At 71.4% G+C, this 21,636-nt stretch carries 19 protein-coding genes; 8 read left to right on the plus strand and 11 right to left on the minus strand.

Annotated features, from left to right (window positions below):
- Positions 1-22: 22 nt before the first annotated feature.
- The 5 genes from IG08_RS0134860 to IG08_RS0134880 all read right to left on the minus strand — a co-directional run bounded on the left by IG08_RS0134860 (position 23) and on the right by IG08_RS0134880 (position 4,123).
- Entirely contained in the window at positions 23-397 is a 375-nt protein-coding gene (locus IG08_RS0134860; RefSeq protein WP_030612034.1) for an SH3 domain-containing protein, read from the minus strand.
- 138 nt (positions 398-535) lie between these two features.
- On the minus strand, positions 536-1,339 hold the full coding sequence (locus IG08_RS0134865) for a maleylpyruvate isomerase family mycothiol-dependent enzyme (RefSeq protein WP_030612037.1): 804 nt from the start codon (positions 1,337-1,339) through the stop codon (positions 536-538).
- Complete coding sequence (locus IG08_RS0134870; protein ID WP_030612040.1) at positions 1,336-2,142, minus strand: hypothetical protein; 807 nt, start codon at positions 2,140-2,142, stop codon at positions 1,336-1,338. The genes IG08_RS0134865 and IG08_RS0134870 overlap by 4 nt, the downstream gene beginning before the upstream one ends.
- An 8-nt stretch (positions 2,143-2,150) precedes the next feature.
- Positions 2,151-3,329 carry an FAD-dependent oxidoreductase gene (locus tag IG08_RS0134875; protein ID WP_030612043.1) on the minus strand — a complete coding sequence of 393 codons (1,179 nt, stop codon included), beginning with the start codon at positions 3,327-3,329 and terminating at the stop codon, positions 2,151-2,153.
- Between the two features lie 95 nt (positions 3,330-3,424).
- On the minus strand, positions 3,425-4,123 hold the full coding sequence (locus IG08_RS0134880) for a class I SAM-dependent methyltransferase (RefSeq protein ID WP_078655865.1): 699 nt from the start codon (positions 4,121-4,123) through the stop codon (positions 3,425-3,427).
- A gap of 82 nt (positions 4,124-4,205) precedes the next feature.
- Between IG08_RS0134880 and IG08_RS0134885 the strand changes: the two genes are divergently transcribed.
- Complete coding sequence (locus tag IG08_RS0134885) at positions 4,206-4,658, plus strand: flavodoxin family protein (protein WP_030612049.1); 453 nt, start codon at positions 4,206-4,208, stop codon at positions 4,656-4,658.
- A 27-nt stretch (positions 4,659-4,685) separates the two neighbouring features.
- Here the strand turns inward: IG08_RS0134885 and IG08_RS0134890 are convergent, their stop codons facing one another.
- Complete coding sequence (locus IG08_RS0134890; protein WP_030612053.1) at positions 4,686-5,375, minus strand: response regulator; 690 nt, start codon at positions 5,373-5,375, stop codon at positions 4,686-4,688.
- Positions 5,372-6,676, minus strand: coding sequence for a sensor histidine kinase (locus IG08_RS0134895; protein ID WP_030612055.1), 1,305 nt, complete (start codon positions 6,674-6,676; stop codon positions 5,372-5,374). The genes IG08_RS0134890 and IG08_RS0134895 overlap by 4 nt, the downstream gene beginning before the upstream one ends.
- A 220-nt stretch (positions 6,677-6,896) precedes the next feature.
- On the opposite strand from IG08_RS0134895, the gene IG08_RS0134900 reads away from it, so the two are divergent.
- Together IG08_RS0134900 and IG08_RS0134905 are read left to right on the plus strand one after the other, a co-directional pair.
- Positions 6,897-7,589, plus strand: a complete 693-nt coding sequence (locus tag IG08_RS0134900; protein ID WP_030612057.1) for an ABC transporter ATP-binding protein — start codon at positions 6,897-6,899, stop codon at positions 7,587-7,589.
- Entirely contained in the window at positions 7,586-9,955 is a 2,370-nt protein-coding gene (locus IG08_RS0134905) for an ABC transporter permease (protein ID WP_030612060.1), read from the plus strand. The genes IG08_RS0134900 and IG08_RS0134905 overlap by 4 nt, the downstream gene beginning before the upstream one ends.
- A gap of 47 nt (positions 9,956-10,002) precedes the next feature.
- Here the strand turns inward: IG08_RS0134905 and IG08_RS0134910 are convergent, their stop codons facing one another.
- Positions 10,003-11,178, minus strand: coding sequence for an alanine--tRNA ligase-related protein (locus IG08_RS0134910; protein WP_030612062.1), 1,176 nt, complete (start codon positions 11,176-11,178; stop codon positions 10,003-10,005).
- A 356-nt stretch (positions 11,179-11,534) separates the two neighbouring features.
- Between IG08_RS0134910 and IG08_RS0134915 the strand changes: the two genes are divergently transcribed.
- The 5 genes from IG08_RS0134915 (at position 11,535) to IG08_RS0134935 (ending at position 18,490) form a co-directional block, all read left to right on the plus strand.
- The gene (locus tag IG08_RS0134915) at positions 11,535-13,352 is read left to right on the plus strand and encodes an FAD-binding dehydrogenase (RefSeq protein WP_030612065.1); all 1,818 of its coding nucleotides are present in this window, start codon (positions 11,535-11,537) and stop codon (positions 13,350-13,352) included.
- Between the two features lie 288 nt (positions 13,353-13,640).
- Positions 13,641-15,281: a phosphoglucomutase (alpha-D-glucose-1,6-bisphosphate-dependent) gene (gene pgm / locus IG08_RS0134920; RefSeq protein ID WP_030612069.1), complete on the plus strand. Its 1,641-nt coding sequence runs from the start codon at positions 13,641-13,643 to the stop codon at positions 15,279-15,281.
- 262 nt (positions 15,282-15,543) lie between these two features.
- Complete coding sequence (locus IG08_RS62575; RefSeq protein ID WP_261723063.1) at positions 15,544-15,672, plus strand: hypothetical protein; 129 nt, start codon at positions 15,544-15,546, stop codon at positions 15,670-15,672.
- Between the two features lie 369 nt (positions 15,673-16,041).
- On the plus strand, positions 16,042-16,677 hold the full coding sequence (locus tag IG08_RS0134930) for a hypothetical protein (protein WP_030612075.1): 636 nt from the start codon (positions 16,042-16,044) through the stop codon (positions 16,675-16,677).
- A 100-nt stretch (positions 16,678-16,777) separates the two neighbouring features.
- Positions 16,778-18,490 (plus strand): hypothetical protein, encoded by a 1,713-nt coding sequence (locus IG08_RS0134935; RefSeq protein WP_043455972.1) that lies wholly within the window; start codon positions 16,778-16,780, stop codon positions 18,488-18,490.
- 72 nt (positions 18,491-18,562) lie between these two features.
- Here the strand turns inward: IG08_RS0134935 and IG08_RS0134940 are convergent, their stop codons facing one another.
- The 3 genes from IG08_RS0134940 to IG08_RS0134950 all read right to left on the minus strand — a co-directional run bounded on the left by IG08_RS0134940 (position 18,563) and on the right by IG08_RS0134950 (position 21,629).
- On the minus strand, positions 18,563-19,204 hold the full coding sequence (locus IG08_RS0134940) for a cutinase family protein (RefSeq protein ID WP_030612082.1): 642 nt from the start codon (positions 19,202-19,204) through the stop codon (positions 18,563-18,565).
- A gap of 140 nt (positions 19,205-19,344) precedes the next feature.
- Positions 19,345-20,574 carry a PucR family transcriptional regulator gene (locus IG08_RS0134945; protein WP_043455975.1) on the minus strand — a complete coding sequence of 410 codons (1,230 nt, stop codon included), beginning with the start codon at positions 20,572-20,574 and terminating at the stop codon, positions 19,345-19,347.
- 122 nt (positions 20,575-20,696) lie between these two features.
- Complete coding sequence (locus IG08_RS0134950) at positions 20,697-21,629, minus strand: alpha/beta hydrolase (protein WP_030612089.1); 933 nt, start codon at positions 21,627-21,629, stop codon at positions 20,697-20,699.
- Positions 21,630-21,636: the final 7 nt, after the last annotated feature.

The following is a 21,636-nucleotide window of genomic DNA, read 5'->3' on the forward strand; positions in this document are numbered from 1 at the left end:
TCCCCCATGAGGTCGTAGGTCTTCAGCAGGTCGCGGACGCGGGCAGGTCGCCGTACTCGTTGCCCTTGAGGTAGACGGCGCTGACGTAGCCCTCGACGAGCTTCACCCAGACGTTGTTGGTGTGGCCGTTGTCGGTGATGGTCTCGCCGCGGGTCCAGCAGTAGGCGCCGCGCGGCTGGTTCGCCGCGACGCCGCCGACCCTGGCCGTCTGACTGGACGGGCCCTGGCGGACGTTGACGTTCTCGTACGGCACGACCGCGTACGGCGCCGCCAGGACGCGGTCGGCGCCCCGGTCGGTGTCGGAGGCGGCGACGGCGGTCGCGGCGGTGAGCGGGCCGAGCAGAGCCAGCGCTCCGGCGCCGACGAGTGCGGCCCTGGTGAAGGCACGAGTGGGCATGACGTGATTCCCCCTGTACTGAAGTGGTCTGCACGGCACCTGGCCGGCACTCAGCACTCTAGGGAGAGGCGGTGTCACGGGGTCCCTGACAGATGTCAGGGAGCGGGCGAGGCCGTTCCTCCGACGTTGTGCCGCGGTCTACTTGCGCAGCCAGAAGCCGGAGCGTTCCAGCCACAGGGCCAGCAGGTCCCCGTCCCCGTACACCTCGACGGACGCGTCGGCCGGGGTGCGGCGGACGTAGAGGAGCAGGACCAGGTCGGTGAGCGGGGCGCGCACCGCCACCGCGGCCTTCTCGTGGGCGTGGCTCCAGGTGATCGGCTCGCCGGTGAGGTCCACCAGCCACTCGGCATGGTCCGCGTCGGTGGCGTGCAGGTGCAGCGTGCGGCCCGGGCCGGTGAGCGGTGGGGCGTCCGGCCCGGCGGCCTCCAGGACCCGGGGCAGCGAGCCGAAGCCCATCCACTCGTCCAGGGCGTCCCGGGCCAGGTCCTCGCGTACGGCGAACGGGGCGCCGGTGGCGAAGGCCGCGTCGGCGGCGTGCAGCGTCGTCTCGTGGGTCATCCGCCGGGCCCAGAAGCGTGCGGTGCCGCCCGGTGCGACCGTCCACAGCGGAGCGTCGGGGCCGGCCTCGCGCAGGGCGCCGGTCAGCTCCGCGGCGCCCTCGGCGAGCCAGGCGTCCAGGGCGGCGGGGGTCTCGGGGCCGGGCGAGAAGACGTCGTCGACCAGGTCGTGGGGGACCGGCCCGGTGGCCCGGGTGCGGACGATCCGCGCCGCCCAGCGATGGGTGCCGCCGACGTGCCGGGCGAGTTGGGTGAGGGTCCAGCCGGGGCAGGTGGGGACGGGGGTGCCTGCCGGGCCCGCCGCGGCGGATCGCACGGCTGCGCGCAACTCGTCGGCCCGGGAGCTGATTTCGGTGCAGTAGGCGTCGTGGCTCACGTCGTTCACCGGGACACCGTAGACCCGGCCGCCGACCGTGACGGGCGCGCGGTGCGCGAGGGCAGGAGGGCCAGGTGTTCCTCGCGTACGAGATCGAACCGCAGGGCGATCGTGACCAGGTCCTCGCGCTTGGCACCCACCCGTGCGCCCTCCGTCCCGTCCTCGTCTGTGGTGCGCAGCCGGAGCTTCGTGGTCGTCAGGTAGTCGATGTGGTAGTTCACCGCGGAGCGGGTCAGGTCGCGGCACGACTCCAGAGGACGCAGACGCTCGACGATCTCCCCGGCGCCGGGAAGGGCCACGCCGGAGGAGGTGCGGAGCCTCGGCTCGCACAGGGCGACCAGGACCAGGAAGTACTTGGACGTCACATCGAGCGAGAAGGGGCTGACCGTCCGCTCCCCGTGGTCGGGACCCGCGCCGCCCTGCGCGTAGGCGTGCTGCGGCGCGAAGACCTTGAAACCCACGGTGCCGTCCAGAGCGGGAAGCACGACCCTGGAGAACTCGAACGGAATGGGTGCGCCCAGACGTCCCGGGGCGACCTTGACGTGTTCGCCCGCTCCTTCGAGGTTCTCCACGACATAGGTCGAGGTCACGCTGAAGTTCGACAGCCGCCAGAAGTCCCCGGCCGCCTCGATGCGTCCGGCGTGCCGTGACACGCCTGGATCGGGCAGCGTGATGGGCAGCGCACTGCCCGGTGTTCCCCGGCCGAAGTCCCTGGTCTCACCAGGCCCCATGTGAAGGAGCCGGGGCTTGCGGTGACTTGCGCCGAGACGCGAGCTCGCATCGTCGGGCAACTGCACGATCACCGTGTCCATGACCGCCTTCACGATCCCGTCTGCTCGTCGAGGACGTCGACCGTCCACGCGGTCGCGAAAGGAGGGAACCTGTTCTTGTCGGCGTGTGCCGCCATGCGGGCGTTCCGCGCCCGGGCCTCGGGCCCGTCCGGCAGGTGGTTCACCTCGCCCTGCCGGGTGGAACCGGCCTGCACGCTCGTGGCGGTCGAGAGCCGTCGGCGCGCGTACCGGTCGAGCGCGTCCGGTACCCCGGCCGACGTCGCCCCGGCGAGGACGTCGCCGAGCACGGCCGCGTCCATGATCGCCTGCGCCGCACCCTGGGCCAGGAACGGCACCATCGCATGGGCACTGTCGCCCAGCAGCGTCACCCGGCCGACGTTCCACCGCGCGAGCGGGGCTCGGGTGTACATGCCGTAGCGGAGCATCTGTCCTGCTCGTTCGAGGACCTTGAGCACCCGGGAGTCCCACCCGTCGAACTCGCGCAGTTGCTCTCCCGGTTCCGCCAGAGCGGTCCAGGACTCCTGTGCCGCCTCCGCCTCGACCACGCCCACGACGTTGAGCAGTTCCCGACGCCGCACCCAGTAGTGCACGAAGTGCCGGCCAGGTCCGAGCCAGAGGGCCACATCCGGCAGGTCCAGGTCGGCCACCTCGTCGGCCGGGAGCAGCGCCCGGTAGGCCGCGGTTCTCGAGAAGACCGCCTCGTCCGCACCGAAGAGCCACTGGCGGGCCGCGGACCGAATCCCGTCGGCGGCGACGACCAGCTCCGCACTCAGGCGTTCGCCGCTCGCCGTCGTCACGGACGCGGTCTCCTCGTCCTGGTCGATGCCCACGACAACGGTGTCGAGGCGCACCGACTCGGGCGGTACCGCAGCGGTCAGGACCTGACGCAGATCGGCCCGGTGGAGCAGCAGATAGGGCGCCCCGAACTCCTCCTCGACCTCGCGGCCCATGGCGTAGCGGCAGATCTCGCTCCCGTCGGACCAGGTGCGGAAGCTCAGATGGTCGGGGCGGGCGGCCTGCGCGGCGACCGCGTCCAGCAGGTCGAGTCGGCGCAGCACGCGTGTCGCGTTGGGCGCGAGCTGGATCCCGGCACCGACCTCGGTGAACCGTGGCGTCTGCTCGAGGAGCGTGACCTCATGGCCGGCGCGGCGCAGGCTCAGTGCTGCGGCCAGTCCTCCGATGCCCGCTCCCACGACGATCGCTCTCATGGCAAGACCTCACTTCGACGGAGTCGCGCGCCCAAGTACCCGACCATCGGCCCGGGCAGGGTATCCAACGGAACTCCGGTGCCGTACGAGGCGTTTCAGCCGGGCAGGGACGCGATCTCACGTCGGCAGTACAGGAAGAGGTGGGGCTCGGCGAAGCCGTCCGGATGGTCCGGCCTGAAGACCACGCTCTGTTCGGACACGACCTCGAGACCCGCCCCGTTCGCGACGGCCACGAGATCCTCGGCCGCGAAGCTGGTCGCCCGCACGGGCTGCCCCATGAAGACGGCCTCGAAGTCCTCCACGTCGAGGGGCACGGTGGCGAACACCAGGCTCCCTCCCGGCCGCAGGGCCCGCGCCAGCCGCCGCAGCAGCCCCGACTGGTCCGCGCGGGACATCTGCAGGAAGGAGAAGTACGCGCAGACGGTGTCGAACGAGCCTTCCTCCAGTGGTACTTCACGGATGTCGGCACAGCGGAAGGTGGCGTCGGGCACCTGCCGGGTGGCGAGTTCCACCATGACGGGGGAGACGTCGACCCCCAGCACCTCATGGCCCGCCGCGGTGAGCGTCGAGGCCGTGGGCCGGCCCGTTCCGCTGCCGACGTCCAGGATCCGGCTGCCGGGCGCGAGCCGTCCGAGGAGCCAGTCCAGCGACGCCCGGTGCGCCTCGGAGCGGGCGAACGCCTTCTCGTAGGTGAGCCCCAGCGCGTCGAACACCGCTGCCGCCCGCTGCCCGTGATCTCCCTCGGCCACGACGCGCCTCCCCCTGTGGTGGTGTGGTGCCCGGCATCGTCGCATCCCGGTGCGCGGCCCACAACGGCGTATGCCCGACGGCGGCGTCGCTTGCGGGTGAAAGCCGAGGCAGGGCAGGGTTCGGCAGGTGGCCACTTTGCTGATCGTGCATCACACGCCCTCGCCCAACTGCCAGGCGATGTTCGAAGCCGTCGTCTCCGGTGCGACGGCGCCGGAGATCGAGGACGTCCGGGTCGTACGGCGGGCGGCCTTGTCCGCGACGGCGTCGGACGTGCTCGCCGCGGACGGATTCCTGCTGGGCACTCCGGCGAACCTCGGCTACATGTCCGGTGCCCTCAAGCACTTCTTCGACCAGGTCTACTACCCCTGCCTCGACGCGACACGCGGCCGCCCGTTCGGCTTCTACGTGCACGGCGGCAACGACGTGACGGGCGCCGTGCGCGGCATCGAGTCGATCACCACGGGCCTCGGCTGGCGCCGTACGGCCGAGCCGGTGACCGTCACCGGCGAGCCCGGCAAGGCCGACATCGAGGCGTGCTGGGAGCTGGGCGCGACGGTCGCGGCAGGGCTGACGGACTGACGCCTCACCTGACGTCCCACCGCAGCCTCAGCCGGCCTCCGTCGGCCCTCCCGGGGTGATCAGCCCGGTCTCGTAGGCGAGAACGACCGCCTGGACGCGGTCGCGGAGCTCCAGCTTCGACAGAATGCGGCCGATGTGCGTCTTGACCGTGGTCGGGCTGAGGAACAAACGGTCCGCGAGTTCGGCGTTGCTCAGTCCCGTCGCGAGCAGCCGGAGCACTTCGAGTTCGCGCGGGGTCAGCCCGGACAGATCGCGGGGCAGGGCGGCCGTCCGTGCCTCCTCGCGGTGGGCGAAGCGCTCAATGAGCCGGCGGGTGATCGTGGGCGCGAGCAGGGCGTCCCCGGACTGCACCAGCCGTACGGCGGCCACCAGATGCTCGGGGGTGACGTCCTTGAGCAGGAAGCCGCTGGCTCCGGCGGTGAGCGCGGCGTAGACGTAGTGGTCGAGGTCGTACGTGGTGAGGATGATGACGCGGGTGCCGTCCGCCCGGTCGTCGGCGAGGATCCGTCTGGTGGCCTCGATGCCGTCCATCGTCGGCATCCGGATGTCCATGAGGACGACGTCGGGCCGGGTGCGCCGCACCGCGGCGACCGCCTCGGCCCCGTCGGCGGCCTCGGCCGTCACCTCGATGCCGTCCGCGGCGAGGATCATCGAGAACCCGGTCCGTACGAGGGCCTGGTCGTCGGCGATGACGGCGCGCAGCGCGTCCCGGTTCACGGCAGCCGCCGCGGGACTTCGGCCCTGATCCGGTAGCCGCCGGCCAGGGTCGGACCGGCCGTCAGTTCTCCGCCGTAGACCGCGAGCCGTTCGCGCAGCCCGATCAGCCCGCGGCCGTTGCCGTCCGTCGGCGGGGCTTCGCGGACGGCGCCGGTGTCGGTGACCTCGATCTGCAGCAGGTCACCGGAGTAGCCGATCACGACGGCGGCGTCGGCGCCGGGCGCGTGTTTGATCGTGTTGGTGAGGGCCTCCTGGACGACGCGGTACGCCGCGAGGTCGACCCCGGGTGGCAGCGGGTCCGGGGGCAGCGACACCGTGACGCCGACCGCTGTCCCGGCGGCGCGCACCCGCTCGACCAGGGAGTCGAGCTGGGCCAGACCCGGCTGCGGCTCCAGGCCGTCGACGGGTGCGTCGAGGAGGCCGAGGTCCGGAGCGGCCAACAGGCCCATCACATGCCGCAGTTCGGCCATCGCGGCCCGGCCCCCGGCCTCGACCGCCAACAGCGCCTCCTTCGACCGCTCCGGCGCCGCGTCCATCACCTTGCGGGCCGCCCCCGCCTGGATGACCATCACGCTCACATTGTGGGTCACGACGTCGTGCAACTCGGCCGCGATCCGCGCCCGTTCCTCCTCCACGGCCCGGCGCATCGCCTCCTCCTGGGCCCGCTCCAACTCGGCGAAGCGGTCCCGGCTGGCCGCCAGTCTTCGCTGCCCGAAGCGGACGACGCTGGCCAGCACCCCGGCCACCAGCAGCACGAACGCGGGGCTCGACCACCCCGGCAGCACGGGGTCCGTCTCCCGGAAGGCGAGACCGGCCAGTACGGCGCCGACGACCAGGCCGGCCATCGCCCCCACCCGGTGACGGCTGTACATGACGGCGCTGTAGGCGCCGATGACGATGGTCAGCACGTTGATCCAGGAGGCGTCGTCGCCGATGGCCAGCGCCGCGACGAGTACCACCCCGAAGACGGCCAGCGGATACCGGCGCCGGGCCACCAGCGGCAGCGCCGACAGCACGACGAGTGGCCAGGCGGGGGAGGACGGCTCCTCCTCGACCCACATACCCGGCTCGGGGGGCCGAGGCGGGACCGGCACTCCGTTCACGTACTCGACCTTCGGGCTGACCCGGACCGGCCCGTCGCCCGGGTAACGCGCCGCCACGATCAGCGCGACGGCCGTCAGCAGGACCGCCAGCACCACATCGACCCGCACCGACCGCCGCGACAGCGGGGCGCCCTTCGCCTCCGGCTGCAACGCGTAGCGCAGCTGCTGACGCCATCCGCGCCGGTCCTCCGTCTCCATCCGCACATTGTGCGGTCCCACCACCCGGCCGCGCGTCCGCCTGAACGGCCGACGCCCCGTCCTCCGGGCGTACTTCGCAGGGATGACCCCGCGGACGGGTCCTCCGTGCGAAGGGCCGCATGTCGGTGCCGCGGGCGACGCGCCCGAAGTGCCCCCGCCCGTACGTTCACCGGGCCCACACAGGAACTGACCCCGACGACCGCGAGGACGGACCCCTCCCATGACCCAAGTGATCGAACTGAAAGGCGTGGCCAAGCGCTACGACAGCGCCGACGCGCCCGCGCTCGGACCGATCGACCTCTCTGTCGCCCAGGGCGAGGCCCTCGCCGTGACCGGCCCCTCCGGCAGCGGCAAGTCCACACTGCTGAACCTCGTCGCCGGCCTCGACAAGCCGACCGAAGGCACCGTGACCGTCGCCGGCCAGGGGATCGACCGGCTGAGCGAGCACGCGCTGGCACGGTTCCGTCGCGAACGGATCGGCATGGTCTTCCAGTTCTTCAACCTTCTCGACGACCTCACCGTCGCCGACAACATCCAGCTGCCCGCCCAGCTGACCGGCACCGCGCGGCGCAAGGCGGCGGCCCGCGCCGGGGAGCTCATGGAAGTGCTGGGCATCCAGAAGCACGCCCGCGCCTACCCGGGCCGGCTCTCCGGCGGCGAACGCCAACGGGTCGCGGTCGCCCGGGCGTTGGTCAACCGGCCCGCGCTGCTGCTCGCCGACGAGCCGACCGGCGCGCTCGACAGCGCCTCGGGCCAGGACGTCAGGGAACTCCTGGTCGACCTGCACCGGGGAGGGCAGACCATCGTGCTGGTCACCCACGACCTGGCACTGGCCGAGGCGTGCGCGAGCCGCACGATCCACCTGGTCGACGGCCACCTCGCCCTCGACTCGCCCGCGGAGGCGGTCCGATGAGCAGGGCCGGTGCGCTCGGCAGGGTCGTCCGCTCCGGCGTGGGCCGACGACGGGTGCAGACCGTGGTGATCGCCGTAGCCGTGATGATGGCTGTGGCGGCGGCCGTGGTGGCCGGTTCGCTGATGGTCGCCGCGAACGCGCCCTTCGACCACGCCTTCGCCCAACAGAAAGGGGCCCACATCACCGCCGAGTACGACCCGGCGAAGGCGACCACGGCCCAACTCCGGGCCACCGGCCAACTGGAGGGCGTCACCGCGACCGCCGGGCCGTACCCCATCACGACGATCAGCCCGGTGGACGCGGAGGGCATGAAACCACCGGCCATGACCCTGGTCGGACGCCCCACCCCGCACGCCGACGTCGACGATCTCGACCTGACGTCCGGCCGCTGGGCGACGAAGCCGGGCGAGGTCGTGCTCACCCCGCAGTTCGCCGGCCCCGCCTTCAAGCTCGGGACCACGCTGAAGACTTCGGACGCCGCCGACGCCCGGACCCTCACGGTCGTCGGCATGGCGACCTCGGCCAGCAGGACCGCCGACGCCTGGGCGACCCCCGCCCAGGTGCGGGCGCTCGCCTCGAAGGACACCCCGGTCACCAGCCAGATGCTCTACCGCTTCGACTCCGCGGACACGAACGGCCAGATCGCCGCCGACCGCAAGAAGCTCATTGCCGCCCTGCCGACCGGAGCGCTCCTGGGCACCACGTCCTACCTGGACACCAAGCGCGCCGCCGACTCCGGCGCGGCGCCGACCATCCCGTTCCTCATCGCGTTCGGTGTGCTCGGCATCGCGATGTCGGTGATCATCGTCGGCAGCGTGGTCAGCGGCGCGGTCGGCACCAGCCTGCGCAGGATCGGCATCCTCAAGGCCATCGGCTTCACCCCGCGCGAGGTCGTCCGCGCCTACGTCGCCCAGGCACTCATCCCCGCGGGCGCCGGCATCGCCCTGGGCGTCGTCCTCGGAAACCTGCTGGCCGTACCGCTCCTGGAGGACACCGAGCAGGCGTACGGCACCGCCTCGCTGACCGTGGCCTGGTGGGTGGACGTCGTCGTACCGGCCGCCGCCCTGCTCGTCGTGGGGATCGCGGCCCTGATCCCCGCGCTGCGGGCCGGGCGGCTGAGCACCATCGAGGCCATCGCGGTCGGCCGGGCGCCACGCACCGGCCGCGGCCAGTGGGCGCACCGCGCGGCGGGCCGGCTGCCACTGCCACGCGCGGTGACCTACGGCCTCGCCTCGCCCTTCGCCCACCCGGTCCGTACGGCCGCACTGCTGCTCGCGGTCGCCTTCGGCACCGTCGCGGCGACCTTCGCGGTGGGCCTGACCTCGTCCCTGAACGCGGTGGGCGCGGCACAGGATCCCGAGAACCGGGCGGCGGTCAGCGTGTTCACGGGCGCCGGACCGCACGTCTCACGCAACGGACCCGGCCCCGCGCCAGGTACGGCCGAGCCCGAGAAGGCCGACCCGGCACGCGTGCGCGCCGCGATCGCCGCGCAGTCCGGCACGGCCTCGTACTACGGCAGGACCCAGGCGGAGGTCACCGTCGGCGGCGTCTCCGGCATCGCCCAGGCCACTCTCTACCAGGGCGACTCACGCTCCGGCGCCTACGAGATGATCTCCGGCCACTGGCTCACCGGCGCCGGACAGGTCGTGGTGCCCTCGAACTTCCTGGAGAAGACCGGCACCGAGATCGGCGACACGGTACGGGTGACCTATGAGAAGCACATGGCGACCCTGCGGATCGTCGGCGAGGCCTTCGCCGGCTCGGACGACGAACTCGAGATCTACGCCGACATGGCCGACTTCCCGGGAGCCGAACCCTCGGTGTACCTCGTCGACGTGGAGTCGGGCGTCTCCGCCACCGAGTACGCCCAGAAACTCGCGGCGACCATACAGCCCCTGGGCGGTGACGCGAGCGCCAACTCCCCTTCGGAACAAGACAACTTCATCCTCATCCTGAACGCGATGGCGGCCCTCCTCACCCTCATGCTGGTCTCCGTGGCCGGTCTCGGCGTCCTCAACTCCGTCGTCCTCGACACCCGGGAGCGCGTCCACGACCTGGGTGTGTGCAAGGCGCTCGGGATGTCCCCGCGGCAGACCGTGAGCCTCGTCCTCGCCTCGGTGGCCGGCATCGGCGTACTCGGCGGCCTCGTCGGCGTCCCCGCCGGATACGCGCTGCACGCCTACGTACTCCCGGTGATGGGACACGCGGCAGGCACCGATCTGCCCTCGTCCGTCCTCGACGTGTACGGCACCCCGCAGCTGCTCCTGCTGGGCCTGGCCGGAGTCGTCATCGCCCTGCTGGGTGCGATGCTCCCGGCGGGTTGGGCGGCCAAGGCCCGCACGGCCACGGCGCTGCGCACGGAGTAACGACCATGCGGCGGCTGCCCCGGCCAGGGCAGCCGCCGTGGTGTGGGTCATCGGGAGCCGTGCAGACTGACGACCAGTTCGCGGGGCAGACCGTACGTGTCGTGCAGGTACTCGTAGTCCCGCTCGCTCAGCGGCCCCCGGTACTCCGTCCGGGACAGCAGCCGACGCCCCCGCTCCAGCAGCCTGTCGAACCGCTCCTCCTCTTCCAGGAGAACCTCGACGACGGAGTCCGTTCCGCAGGACAGCCGGAAGTGGTCCAGCGTGTGCTGCACGAGCTCCAGGGGCAGGTCGGACAGCGTGCGGGAGGGCTCGTCGCGCCGCAGGGAGGTCAGGACGCGGCGGACCAGCCGGCGCAGTACGTATCCGCGACCGGTGTTGGACGGCCGTACTCCGTCACCGATGACGACGATGCCGGAGCGCAGGTGGTCGCAGACCAGACGCAGTGACGGTTCGTCCAGGTCCCACAGCGGCGGCAGGCACCGCATCCACGGTTCGAACAGGTCGGTGTCGTAGACCGAGTCCCGGCCCTGCAGCACGGTCACGAGGCGCTCCAGTCCCATGCCGGTGTCGATGCCGGGACGGTCCAGGGGGCGCAGGCTGCCGTCGTCCAGGCGGCGGTACCGCATGACGACGTGGTTCCAGATCTCCACCCAGCGCGGATCGGTTGTGGGCGTGCCGCGGGGCGGGGTGCCGGTGCCGCCGGTCCACACGAAGATCTCCGAATCGGGGCCGCACGGTCCGACGGGACCGTTGGACCACCAGTTCTCCTCCCGGGTGGGTTCCACGGGTACGCCCAACTCCTCCCAGGTGCGCAGTGATTCGAGATCGGGGCCGACCTGCTCGTCCCCGCCGAAGACCGTGACGTGGAGCCGCTGGTCAGGGATCCCGAAGCCGTCACGGAGCAACTCGTAGCCCCAGCGCAGGCTTTGGGAGTGGCTGTAGTCGCCCAGCGACCATGAGCCGAGCATCTCGAACACGGTGAGGTGGCTGGAGTCACCGACCTCTTCGAGATCGGTGGTCCGCAGACAGCGCTGGACGTTCACCAGCCGCCGGCCCTGAGGATGAGGGCGGCCCTCCAGATACGGCGTGAGCGGGTGCATGCCCGAGGTCGTGAACAGCACCGGGTCCGAGGGCGGTGGCAGCAAGGTGCTTCCGGTGACGAGCCGGTGTCCGCGCTCGCGGTAGAAGTCGGTGAAGACGCGCACGGTCTGGTCCGTGTTCATGACGGGTTCCTTCGGATCGTGGGACCGGAAGGGACCGCGGGAACAGGCAGCGACAGGCGTCGAGACAGTGCACCGGCGATCCGTTTCCGGCCGCCGGGGGAGAGGTTGGGGAGGTCAGGCAGCGGCAGCCGGCGAGCTGGTCGCTCGCGCGGCTGCGGCGTGGGTGCGGGTGATGACCTCCATGGCATCGACGGTAGACGAGGTCACCCCGCGACGTCACCTGGGTTTTTTACCAAGCCCTGGTGGCCAAGGGGCGCTTGGGCTACCGTCGGTAACACGTGGCCCTGCAACCGCTTTCACCCCTCCCGCATCCTCTGTTTCCTGCATCCTCCGTCCCCGCACCCGGAAGGCAGCCCATGGAGAAGCCCGACCAGTTCCCCGGTGGCAACTCGGCGCCCACCAACGCGATCACGCGCCGCCACGCGCTCACGGTCGCGGGCGGTGTGCTCGCCGCGACCGCCCTGAGCCAGGCCGTACCGGCCTTCGCCGCGGGGACGGCCGAGTCGCAGGACGCGGACGCGATCGTCATCGGCCACGGGCTCGCCGGACTGGTCGCCACCGCCGAACTCGCCGCCGCGGGACGCAAGGTCCTGCTCCTCGACCAGGAGCCGGAGGCCGGTCTCGGCGGACAGGCGTTCTGGTCCTTCGGCGGACTCTTCTTCGTCGACTCCGACGAGCAGCGCCTGATGGGCATCAAGGACTCCCAGGAACTCGCCTGGCAGGACTGGCTGGGCACGGCCGGCTTCGACCGAGGCATCGACGACCCCGCCGGCCAGGACCACTGGGCCTACAAGTGGGCCGAGGCGTACGTCGACTTCGCGTGCGGCGAGAAGCGGTCCTGGCTCGCCGGCCTGGGCGTGCAGTGGTTCCCGATCGTCGGATGGGCCGAGCGCGGCGGCGGCCTCGCGGACGGACACGGCAACTCGGTGCCCCGCTTCCACGTCACCTGGGGTACCGGCCCTGCGGTGGTGGAACCCTTCGAGAAGAAGGTGCGCGCCGCGGTGAGCTCCGGCAACGTTTCCTTCAAGTTCCGGCACCGCGTGGACGGGCTCGTCACCACCGGCGGCGCCGTCACCGGCGTACGCGGCGCGATCCTGGAGCCCAGCGACGTGGCCCGCGGAAAGCCCAGTTCCCGCACGGTGGTTGGCGAGTTCGAGCTGCACGCCCCGGTCGTGGTCGTCACCTCAGGCGGCATCGGCGCCAACCACGACCTCGTACGCGCGAATTGGCCCGCCCGCCTCGGCACCGCCCCCAAGTCCATGATCACCGGCGTGCCCGCGCACGTGGACGGCCGGATGCTGGCGATCACCGAGAAGGCCGGCGGCCGCATCGTCAACCCCGACCGCATGTGGCACTACACCGAGGGCCTGCGCAACTACGACCCGATCTGGCCGGACCACGGCATCCGCATCCTGCCCGGCCCCTCGTCCATGTGGTTCGACGCCACGGGCAAGCGCTTCTCCAGCCCCGACATCCCGGGCTACGACACCCTCCACACCCTCAAGTCCATCACCGACACCGGCTATGACTACTCCTGGTTCGTCACCACCCAGAAGATCATGGCCAAGGAGTTCGCGCTGTCGGGCTCGGAGCAGAACCCGGACCTGACCAACAAGGACATCTGGCAGCTGCTGTCCCGCATCTGGCAGACGCCGGAGCCGATCGAGCGGTTCAAGAACAACGGGGTCGACTTCGTCGTCGCCGACACCCTCACCGAACTCGTCGGCAAAATGAACAAGTTGACCGGCGACAACCTCATCGAACTCGCCGACCTCAAGCGCCAGATCGACGCCCGCGACCGCGAGATCGACAACCCGTACACCAAGGACGCCCAGGTCATGGGCATCCGCAACGCCCTCAACTACCCCGGGGACTCACTGAGTCGTACGGCGTCGATCCACAAGATCACCGATTCGAGCGCCGGCCCGATGATCGCCGTACGCCTCAACATCCTCACCCGCAAGACCCTCGGCGGCCTCCAGACCGACCTCTCCGGCCGCGTCCTGGATGCCTCCGGCACACCGATCTCCGGACTCTACGCGGCCGGCGAGGTCGCCGGTTTCGGCGGCGGGGGAGTGCACGGCTACCGCGCCCTGGAAGGCACCTTCCTCGGCGGCTGCCTCTTCTCGGGCCGCACGGCGGGACGTGCGGCGGCGGAGGCGACGGCGACCTGACGCCGCGTCGGCGCCTCCCCGGGCGGTCGGTCAGCGCGAGCACGTGCTGACCGACCGCTCTCGACGCATGCGGTCACCGTCCTTCCGCGCGGCGCTCGTAGGACACGGCACAGGTGTGGCTGCGGACGGCGAGGACCGGGTCGTCGGGGAGTTCGATGCCGGGTGTGCGGCGAGTGGGGTCGTAGACCTGCGAGGCTCAAACGGCCGCCCCGGTGCGCGTCCCGGCGGGCCGGGCAGGGGAGAATGAGGGCCGTACCCAACGGTCGACTTTTGCGGAGGAGCGGGCAAATGCAGAACGCGCGAGCGGGGCAGGTCGCCGGGCCCGAGGACCTCATCGATGTGGCCCGCCTGGTCACGGCGTACTACGCGCTGCACCCCGATCCGGCCGAGCCCGGGCAACGGGTGGCGTTCGGCACCTCGGGACACCGCGGCTCGTCCCTCGCGGCGGCGTTCAACGAGGACCACATCGCGGCCACCAGCCAGGCCATCTGCGAGTACCGCGCCGCCCAGGGCACCAACGGCCCTCTCTTCCTCGGCGCCGACACCCACGCCCTGTCCGAGCCCGCGCGGATCACGGCCCTGGAGGTGTTCGCCGCCAACGACGTGACCGTCCTCATCGACCAGGCCGACGGTTACACGCCCACCCCGGCGGTCTCGCACGCCATCCTCGCCCACAACCGGAACCGCACATCCGGCCTCGCCGACGGCGTGGTGGTCACCCCCTCGCACAACCCGCCCGCCGACGGCGGCTTCAAGTACAACCCGCCGAGCGGCGGCCCCGCCGGTTCCGAGGCGACCTCCTGGATCCAGGACCGCGCCAACGAGATCATCACCGGCGGCCTGAAGGACGTACGGCGCATCCCGTACACCCGCGCCCTGGCCGCACCCGGCACCGGCCGCCACGACTTCCTCGGCACCTATGTGGCCGACCTGCCGAACGTGCTGGACCTGGACGCGATCCGGTCCGCCGGAGTGCGCATCGGCGCCGACCCACTCGGCGGGGCATCGGTCGCCTACTGGGGCCGGATCGCCGAACAGCACCGGCTCGACCTGACGGTGGTGAACCCGCTCACCGACCCCACCTGGCGCTTCATGACGCTGGACTGGGACGGCAAGATCCGCATGGACTGCTCCTCGCCGTACGCCATGGCCTCGCTCATCGAGCAGCGCGAACGGTTCGACATCGCCACCGGCAACGACGCCGACGCCGACCGGCACGGCATCGTCACGCCGGACGGGGGCCTGTTGAACCCCAACCACTATCTGGCCGTGGCGATCTCGTACCTGTTCTCGCACCGGGAGCAGTGGCCCGCGGGCGCCGGCATCGGCAAGACCCTGGTGTCGTCCAGCATGATCGACCGGGTCGCGGCGGACGTCGGCCGGCAACTGGTCGAAGTCCCGGTCGGATTCAAGTGGTTCGTGGACGGTCTGTCCGACGGAACGCTCGGCTTCGGCGGCGAGGAGTCGGCGGGCGCGTCCTTCCTGCGCCGCGACGGCTCGGTGTGGACCACCGACAAGGACGGCATCACCCTGGCGCTGCTCGCCTCCGAGATCGCGGCCGTCACCGGCAAGACGCCCTCGGAGCACTACGCGCAGCTCACCGACCGCTTCGGCGCCCCCGCCTACGCACGCGTCGACGCCCCGGCCTCCCGCGAAGAGAAGGCGCTGCTCGCCAAGTTGTCCCCGCGCCAGGTCACCGCCGACACCCTCGCCGGCGAGCCGGTCACCACGGTGCTCACCGAGGCCCCCGGCAACGGCGCCGCCCTCGGCGGGATCAAGGTCGCCACCGCCAACGCCTGGTTCGCGGCCCGTCCTTCGGGCACCGAGGACGTCTACAAGATCTACGGGGAGTCCTTCCTCGGCCCGGACCATCTGCGGCAGGTCCAGGAGGAAGCCAGGTCCGTGGTACTGACGGCGCTGGGCGCCTGATCTAGACGAGGCGGTGGCGACGGCACTGATCGCCGCCGGGGCCGCGATCGCGGCGGACACGGCAAGGGACTCGGACCCGTCGAAACCTTCTGGGCTTGGCCCAACCGCTGCTGAACTGTGAGAGCGAGCGCCCGCTGCTTTGCTGAACTGCGAGAGCGGGCGCCCGCTGCTTGCGGGAACCACGGTCACCGCTGCCGGACGGGGCTGTCCTTGCCGGAACCAGCAGCTCACCATCGCCCTGCGCCGCCAAGGCGCCCCGGCCGTGGACCGCTACCTCACCGGCCTGGAGCTGTGGATCAGGGGCAACTACGACTGGAGCCGCGAATGCGGCCGCTACCACGTCACCGCCCCCGACACCCACACCCGACGACGCGGTCCCTTCGGCATCTGAACGGCGGCCCCAATCCGCTATCCGCCGGCCCCGCACTGCCCGTCAGGCTCTCGTAACCGCTGCCACACCCGAACCACGGGGCGCGGCGGCCCCGAGATCCGCCGGGAGCGGACGCCGCAGCCCGGATACGGCAACGCGACCGCAGCCACTCCTGCTGCTGGTAGGACGGGTCGATCCGCACGGTGACCGCGCTCTGCGCCGCCGAGTCAGCGCTCGCCGCGGGTGCGACCACGAGATTCGGCGGCCGCATTGACATGCTCAAAACATATGCTTAGCATCCGTGAAACTCGGGAGAAAGCGCTTTCCCGATTTCTGTGCCTCCGCCGTCGTCCCCACACGCGACGGCTCACCCCCCACAGGAGGACCCCCATGAGCTCACGGCGAGCACCGAAGCCGACCTCACCTTGGCGCAACCAAGCGGTCGTAGCCGCACTGGCAGCCGCGCTGCTGACCGCGCCCGGCATCGCCCAGGCCGCACCCCAGGTCGCCCCCCAGGCCGCACCGGCGTCCCAGGAACAGGCGGCCGCCAGCATCACCTGGACCCTCGAACGCGCGAGCAACCCCACCGAGGACCAGCAGACGGCGTACAACCTCATCACGGCGGCCATGAACGCCGCGGTCGCCCGCTACAACAACCTCAGCGACCTGGGCAAGACCATCACCGTCCGCTACGACCCGAGCGTGCCCACCGCCGACGGCAACATCAACGGAACCATTCGCTTCGGCAACCGCAGCTACATGACCGAGCGGACCGCACTGCACGAGATCGCCCACACCATCGGCGTGGGTACGAGCTCGGGCTGGTCCTCGCTCGGCGGCAGCGGAACCTGGACCGGCGCGCAGGCCACGGCGCTGGTCAGGCAGTACGACGGTTCGAGCGCCAAAATCTCCACCGGCGGCGGCCACTTCTGGCCCTACGGCCTGAACTACGAGAGCGAGTTCTCCAGTACCGCGGCCGACCGCCACGTACAGATCGTCGCCGCCATGGTGCGCGACGGGCTGTAGTACCCCGGGAGTTGGTGCCTGATGACAAAGGCACCACAGGGAGCTGCGTTGTTGTGAGCATCGGTCGGGCGGGCGGTCCTCGCGGTCCTACCGTCCGACCATGAACACGAGTCGCAGCAGAGGAAGCATGTGGCGCAGTGCCGCGCTGGCGGCGCTGCTGACCACGGGGGCGTTCACCGCGGCGTCCTCGGACGCCCAGGGAGAGAGTGCGCGAACCGAATCGCCCGTGGCATCGAGCGCCGGAGTGACCGAGTCGGTGGTGCGGGTGAAGGCGCCGCTGCCGGCCTCCTTCGGGGCCCGGCCGGCGGCATGCGACTGGCTGTCGTACCTGCGCTACCGGTCCTCCGAAGGCCCCGCGGCGTCGGCCGACGCCGACCGGATCCTGGTCGCCCAGCCGGGCATCCTGGAGGGTGCCGGAGCCTTCGACAGCGTCGCGCGCAACACCGTGGCGCGCGCCGCGGAGCAGGGCCTGCACCTCGAGTTCTGGGCACTGGACCGGCGCTCCAACTGCCTGGAGGACCGCACCGGAATCGCCTCCGGCGACCAGCACACGGCCGTCGACTACTACTACCGCGGCGAACAGGTCGACGGCCGCACCTTCGCGGGCTTCGTCGGCAACGACCGACTGGGGTGGATGGCGAAGCTGGGTATCGAGCAGACCGTACGGGACGAATACGACCTGCTCACCGCTGAGTTGCCCGACCAGGCGCTGCGCAAGGAGAAGGTGCTGTGCGGCGGCCACTCGCTCGGCGGCGTCATCACCGGCTACTTCGCGACCGCCGACTTCGACGGGAACCCCGCCACCACCGCCGACGCCGGACACAACCAGTGCGCCGGCTACTTCGCCCTCGACACCACCGTCTCCACCTCCCTCGCCGACCTGAGCGGCAGCATCCCGGACGACACCAACCTGCCCGACGTGGGCCTCGGTTACGGCGTCGTGCAGGCCGGGCTCGACAGCGGAGTCCTGCCGCGCTCGCTGTCCGCGCCGGTCCTGCTCAATCCCGAGACCATGACCCTGCTGGCCATCGCCGGAGTGGGTGCCGTACAGGATCCGGGAGGCGAGGCCGACCTGCCGAGCTATCTGCCCGCCAACACCAACATCGAGGCCACCAACCGCTTCCTCTTCTCCGAGGACACCGCCACCTTCCTCACCGGCTCACCCGCGGTGAAGGACTTCCGGCTCACCAACGAGGCCGTACTCGGCTCGCTCATGGACGACCACTCCGTACCACTGGCGTTCCTGCAGAGCAGCGTCGGCTTCTTCGACGGCGGACCGATCGCCGACAAGAACTTCCCCGTCGGCAACGGCAGTTCGCAGCAGCCGGGCCTGTTCGGCATCGAGTACAAGGCCATCCCGGACCAGCCCCACGGACCGCTGTACACATGGCGCAATTACGACCGCGTCGGCGACGCGGACGACCCCGGGTACCGGTCGGCCGACGGGACCCCCTTCACCGACGCGGGCAAGGAGGTCACCGACATCCAGGAGCTGGCCCGCAGCCTGGCCGAGCAGCCACTGGACTTCACCGAGCAGTACTTCCCGACCAAGCTGGTCACCGACCTCCAACTGGCCACCTCCCCGCAGGTGAAGCAGCTGATCGTGCACCCGGAGGGGCTCACCGCCAACCCGACGCTCACCGTCCTCGCGGGCGACGGGCTGCTGGCGGGCCGTGTCCCGTCCGACCTGCACCCCGTCGTCGCCGACGGCTACCAGCACCTCGACGTGCTGACCGCGGCGCCGGTGCAGAACAACGGCCGGCCTGAGCCCGTCTCCACCAGCCTCGCCAGGTTCGCCCGGTCCCCGCAGTAGCCGTCCCCCCCCCACGGTGAAGGGCCCGGGAGGATCTCGCCTCCCGGGCCCTGCTGGTGCGTGTCGCGCAGATCAGACCTTGCCGGCGGCGAACGCGGCCGCCGCGTCGGCGTCGGCGGAGTAGCCGAGGTGCGCCAGGGTGTCGTCCCCGCCGCTCTCGCAGACGGGGTCGCCCTCGGCGCAGAAGTCGATCGTGCGGCTCTGGTAGACGCCGGTAACGCTCTTGCCGAGCGCCCGGATCGGGTTGCCGAACAGGAGCACCGCCGCGACCCTCGGTTCCAGCGCGGCGGGAATGGTGGCCACGATGGGACTGCCGACCACCGCGCCGGCACTGCTGATGCCGATGGAATTGTCGACGACGTTCGCCCCCTGCGAGTACCCGACGAGGATGAAACGCTGATTCGGGCAGGCGGATGCCTGGCTGTTGACGTGGTTCACCAGGTCCGTGTTGCCCTGTGCGGCCGAGGTGAGGGAAAGGTCCGCGGGATAGTTCACCGCGTAGCTGGAGAGATTCCGGCCCGTCAGTTTCTTCTGCAGGGCGGAATACACGGGGTCACCGACGATCAGGCCGAGCGTGCCCGGCTCGAACGTGCCGCGGGCTGCGACGACGTCGATGTCCGAGCAGGCGGCACCCGATGCCGTGGGAGCCGAGAGGGTGACCAGTCCGGCCCCGCCGGCCAGCGAGAGCGCGGCGAGGAACAAGCGAATACGCATGGGGATCCTTTGCGGGTGGGGCGCGTGAAGCGCCTTCTGAAAGGGCACCCCGAACGTATTCGCATGACCGATTCGATGGTTATGGACGGGAATTCAGAAATTCCTCGCCCTTTTGTGTCGACGTGAGTGAGGAGAACTTCTCACGTGGTGAATGTGTCATTGTCCTGCAGGGCCTCGGAGCGCAGGGCCAGAATGAGGTCGAGGCGGGTGTCGGGATCGTGCAGGGCGTCACCGAAGAGCTTCTCCAGCTGGCGCAGGCGATAGCGGACCGTCTGCGGGTGGACGTGGAGGCGGGCGGCCACGTCGGGCACGTTGCTGCCGCTGAGCAGCCAGGCCAGCAATGTCTCGGCGAGACGGCCGCGCTGCCCCTCGGACGCCGCGTCGAGGGGATGGAGGACCCGTGACCGGAGCTGGGCGAGCATCGGTTCGTCGCTGTGCAGCAGAAAGGTCGACAAGTGGTCGGCACAGCGCACCACGCCCTGCCGGGGGAGGATCCCGCGCCCCATCAGGCCCAGGGCCCGGGTGGCCCAGCCCAGGGACCGGGCGGCCTCGGCGAGCGGGACCGTCGGGCCGATCGCGGCGGGCCGGCCGCGCAGCGCGAGGACGAACGCCCGGCTGGCGAACCGTCCGGAGCCGTCGGGATCGGGCACCAGCATGCGCGGCGGCCGGGACTCCATGTCCACCAGCGCCCCCGCGGCCGCCAGGGGCCGGTCCTCCTCCCGATGGTCCGGGGTGGCCGCGAGCGCGACGACCGCGACGTGCCTCGGGACCGACCACCGGGCGCCGTGCGCCAGGTCCTGCACCGCCTCCACGGAGACCGGTCCCTCGCCCAGCAACAGGTCGAGCAGGCGCCGCCGGCGCCGTTCCAGCTCGTCCGTGCTGCTCAGCTGAGCCTCCGCGTACCCGGCCGCGGCCGCCTCCGCGACCTCGTGCACGGTGCGGAACGCGAGCTCGCCCAGCGCGGCCACGACCGCGGAGTCGAGGCCGAGTTCCTCCGCCGTACGGCCCATCAGCCGCCAGGCGTGCAGCCCGCCGACCCGCAACGCGGACTGCAAGGCGTCCAGGCTGCGGCCCTCCTGCGCCTCGCCACGCCCGAGCTCGTAGTACGTCGCGGCGATCGCGTCCCACCGGCCGCGCGGGTCGGCGATGTGGTCCACGAACAGGGTGAGCGCCTGCACGACCCCGGCTCTGAGGTGGGCCCGGTGCGTCCCGTCGGCCGGCCGGGCGTACTCCGGAACCTGTCCGCGCACCTCCTCCTCCACCTCGTCGGCCACGGCCTCCAGTTGGGCACGCAGCAACTCGGCCAGGTCGGGCGGCACAAGGGCGGCACCGAGACCGTCCGGCACGCCGTGCGGGGTGGGGGACGCCACGGCAGGCCCTCCTTTCACCCGGAAGCGGTTCACCCACGGGCTGATGCCCGTGGGGCGAGGGGCAAGTCCTGTGTTGGACGGACGTCCCCTGCGCTGCGTTCCGTGCCCCGACGGCACCGACATCACTCCGCCACCCCCAGCGCACCGGCGAGCATCGGCCACGACGCGGTGAACTCCTGTTTCCAGTAGGCCCAGCTGTGTCCTCCTCCTGCGTAGAAGTGGGTCGTGACCGGGATGCCGAGCAGCGCCAGCGTGTCGGTGAAGGCGTGGGCGGAGGGCCACAGGGCGCTCTCCAGCGCCTCGGGCAGCCAGTCCCCGGTGCCGCCGGCAAGCCCGCTGCCGTTGGAGACGTACAGGGCGGTGCCGCGCAGCCCCTTGGCGCGGGCCCGCGGGTTGAAGTCGCGCCAGGTGAGGAGATTCAGGAGCGGACTGCCCCAGAGGGAGTGGGCTGCCAGGTTCTCGCGGGCCACGATGGCGTCCATCAAGGTGGGCACACCGGGTGCGGTGGTGTCGAGGATTCCGCTGTAGGAGGCCGCCGCGGCGAACGCCCCCGGATGACGTGCCGTGTGCGCCATCGCCCCGTAGCCACCGGTGGACACCCCTGCCACGACCCGTACACCGGACGCCCGGTAGTCGCGGGCGAGCAGCGCGGGGACCTCCTCGACCTGGAAGGTCTCGTAGTCGGGGCCGCTGCGCCAGGCGGTGGGAATGCCGGTGGGGCCCGCGTCCGGCATCGCCACGATCAGGTCCCGGCCCTCGGTGAAGGCCTCGATGTCCGTCTCCCGGGTCCAGGACGTGTAGTCGTCGTGGGCGCCGTGCAGCAGATACAGGACGGGGTAGGTCCGGCCGGGCTGCGTGTCGAAGCCCGACGGCAGGATCAGCCGTACCGGCGCACTGCCGCCCAGGGCGGCGGAGGACAAGGACACGTCGAGTGTGCGCGGCCCGAGTCGCGTGGCGGCGGTGGCAGGCCGGGCGCCGAACAGGACGGCCAGACCGGCGGCCGCCGCGGCCTTGGTGACGGTGCGTCGGGACACTCCGGTGGTGCGGTGGGGCATGGCGGCT

The organism is Streptomyces fulvoviolaceus (assembly GCF_000718165.1).
GTDB classification, from domain to species: domain Bacteria; phylum Actinomycetota; class Actinomycetes; order Streptomycetales; family Streptomycetaceae; genus Streptomyces; species Streptomyces fulvoviolaceus.